The sequence below is a fragment of the Methanocalculus sp. genome, from assembly GCF_029762515.1.
Lineage (GTDB): Archaea > Halobacteriota > Methanomicrobia > Methanomicrobiales > Methanocorpusculaceae > Methanocalculus.
This window is the reverse complement of sequence record NZ_JARVGN010000265.1, coordinates 1-3285: the sequence shown is the minus strand read 5'-3', so window position 1 is coordinate 3285 and position 3285 is coordinate 1. Positions and strand designations below refer to the sequence as shown.

Sequence of the window (3285 nt, the reverse complement as noted above, 5' to 3'; positions counted from 1 at the left end):
CATCATTCCAATACCCTCGGGGAAAAAGCAGGTGGAGAAAGAAAGCTACATCGATCGGCTTCTGAGGAGAGCGATCGGCTATAATATTGTTGTGAGGAGATGAGCGTGACGACAGGGAGTATTTCACGAATATCAGGGCCGGTTGTAACCGCCGAGGGGCTGAGAGGATCGATGATGTATGAGGTGGTCCGGGTTGGGACTGATGCATTATTTGGGGAGATCATCAGGCTGGATAAGGATGAGGCGGTTATTCAGGTGTACGAGGACACATCCGGCCTGAAAGTGGGAGAGAAGGTGGAGAGCACAGGAACCCAGTTCTCTGTAGCACTTGGCCCCGGTCTCCTTTCTTCAATCTACGATGGTATACAGCGTCCTCTCCCGGTCCTCTTTGAGATGAGCGGTGATTTCATATCACGCGGTGTCTTTCCCCCCGGCCTTGATCTCTCCCGGAGATGGAATTTTACTCCGGCGGTTTCTGACGGAGACACTGTGAAGGAGGGCGATCTGATCGGATCTGTTCCCGAATTCCATATCGAGCACCGTATCATGGTTCCCCCATCCATATCCGGGAAGGTAGCAGAGATTCAGCAGGGCGACTATACAGTCACTGATCCGGTCTGCATCCTCGAGGATGGGACGAAAATTGCGATGATGCAGCTCTGGCCAGCCCGAAAACCCAGGCCCTATCGGAAGAAGATGGATCCGGATACGCTCCTCATCACCGGGCAGCGGATCTTTGATACCATGTTCCCTCTTGCCAAAGGTGGGACTGCGATGATACCGGGTGGTTTTGGTACCGGGAAGACGGTTGCTGAACAGACTCTTGCCAAATGGTCCGATACCCGGATTGTTGTCTATATCGGATGCGGGGAACGGGGCAACGAGATGACGGATGTGCTCTATGAGTTCCCGGAATTAATCGATCCCCGAACCGGCCTCCCCCTCATCGAAAGGACGGTTTTGATTGCCAATACATCAAACATGCCGGTTGCAGCCCGTGAAGCATCGATCTATACCGGGATCACAATAGCGGAATACTATCGGGATATGGGATATGATGTCGCATTGATGGCAGATTCGACATCCCGGTGGGGTGAGGCCCTCCGTGAGATCTCCGGACGTCTTGAAGAGATGCCCGGCGAGGAGGGGTATCCCGCCTACCTTGCCACCCGGCTTGCTGCCTTCTATGAACGGGCCGGCCGGGTTGTCTGCTGGGGGAAGGATGAACGGATCGGCTCCATCACCATCATCGGAGCGGTCTCCCCTCCGGGCGGCGACTTCTCAGAGCCGATCACCCAGAATACGCTCAGGGTTGCAGGGACATTCTGGGCGCTTGACACTGCACTCGCCTACCGGCGGCATTTCCCTTCTGTTAACTGGATTAAAAGCTACTCACTGTATCTTGAGAGTTTGGAGGACTGGTACGAGAAGGAAGTTGCGGAGGACTGGAAAGATCTTCGGGAGGAGGCGATCTATCTTCTCCAGAAGGAGGTTGAGCTTCAGGAGATCGTCCAGCTGGTGGGGCCTGATGCCCTCCCTGACAGCGAGAAGCTGATCCTTGAGATCTCACGGATGATTCGGGAGGATTTCCTTCAGCAGAGTGCTTTTCATGAGATCGATTCATTCTGTTCACTCGAGAAGCAGTACTGGATGCTGAAGGTGATACTTACCTTCCATGAGATGGCAAAGCGGGCGATGAACCGGGGTATTGGGATCGATTCGATCATGCAGCTCCCGGTGAAGAAGGTGATCGGGCGGATGAAAGAGCTCCCCGAGGCCGGGATGGTGAAAGGGCATATCGAAAGAATTGCAATCGATTTTGCGTCACTCATGGAGGAGGACTAAATGACCGCTGTTCTTGTGAGCCGGGAATATAAGACGATCAGCAACGTGGCTGGTCCCCTTATATTCATCACCAATGCAAAGGATGTCTCATATGATGAGATCGTCAGGATCTATCTGCCGGATGGAGAGGAGAGATCGGGGCGGGTTCTTGAGATATCAAAGGACGTTGCGGTAGTGCAGGTGTTTGAAGGGACAACCGGGATAGACAACAGATCAACAAGGGTGATGTTCACCGGCAGGCCTCTCATGATGAAGCTTTCTCCGGATATTCTGGGGCGGACATTCAATGGGATCGGGAAACCCCGTGACGGAGGTCCGGATATCATCGAGGAGATGGAGGTCGATGTCAATGGAATGCCGATCAATCCCGTGGCCCGGGATAAGCCCGAGGATTTTATCCAGACCGGGATGTCCGCAATTGACGGCCTGAATACGCTTGTCCGGGGCCAGAAACTTCCGATATTCTCGGGAGCCGGTCTCCCTGCAAACAAACTGGCGGCACAGATTGGCAGGCAGGCGAAGGTGCTCGGCGAGGGTGAGCAGTTCTCTGTGGTCTTTGCTGCAATGGGCATCACCTTCAGGGAGGCGTCTTTCTTTACGAGATCATTTGAGAAATCCGGGGCTCTTGGGCGGGTGGTCTTCTTCATGAACCTGACCAATGACCCGACCATCGAACGGCTGACTACCCCCCGGTGTGCCCTGACGGTTGCGGAGTACCTTGCCTATACGCTGAACCATCATGTGCTGGTGATCTTAACCGATATGATCAACTATTGTGAGGCTCTCAGGGAGATATCAACTGCCCGCGAGGAGGTGCCGGGGCGGCGGGGGTATCCGGGGTACATGTATACCGATCTCTCGACGATCTATGAACGTGCCGGGAAGATCAAGGGGAAGAAAGGCTCTATAACCCAGATTCCCATTCTGACGATGCCCGATGACGATATCACCCATCCTGTCCCCGACCTCACCGGGTATATCACCGAAGGCCAGATTGTGCTGTCGCGGGATCTCTTCAGGAGAGGGGGAGATCCGCCTATTGATGTCCTGCCCTGCCTTTCGAGACTGATGAACTCCGGTATCGGCGAGGGGAAGACGAGGGAAGACCACCGGAATGTTGCCGATCAGCTCTATGCCTCTTATGCGTATGGCAGGGATCTGAGGAGGCTCGTTGCGATCGTCGGTGAGGAGGCCCTGACCGAGCTGGACAGGAAATACCTCAAGCTTGCCGATGAGTTTGAGAAGACCTTCATTTCGCAGGGCGATGAGAACCGCGGGATTGAAAGGACCCTTGAGATCGGCTGGAATCTTCTTGCCATGCTTCCGGAAGAGGAACTCAAGCGGATCAATGTGAGCTATATTGAGAAGTATCATCCCGGATACCAGGAGGCATGAGAGGTGGAGCAGGTCAAGCCGACACGGATGGAGCTTATCCGGGTC

General features: G+C 54.4%; 2 protein-coding genes. Both read left to right on the top strand.

Annotated features, from left to right (window positions below):
* Positions 1 to 99: 99 nt before the first annotated feature.
* Entirely contained in the window at positions 100 to 1845 is a 1746-nt protein-coding gene (locus QCH34_RS09375; RefSeq protein ID WP_300333253.1) for a V-type ATP synthase subunit A, read from the top strand.
* On the top strand, positions 1846 to 3240 hold the full coding sequence (locus tag QCH34_RS09370; protein WP_300333250.1) for a V-type ATP synthase subunit B: 1395 nt from the start codon (positions 1846 to 1848) through the stop codon (positions 3238 to 3240).
* Positions 3241 to 3285: the final 45 nt, after the last annotated feature.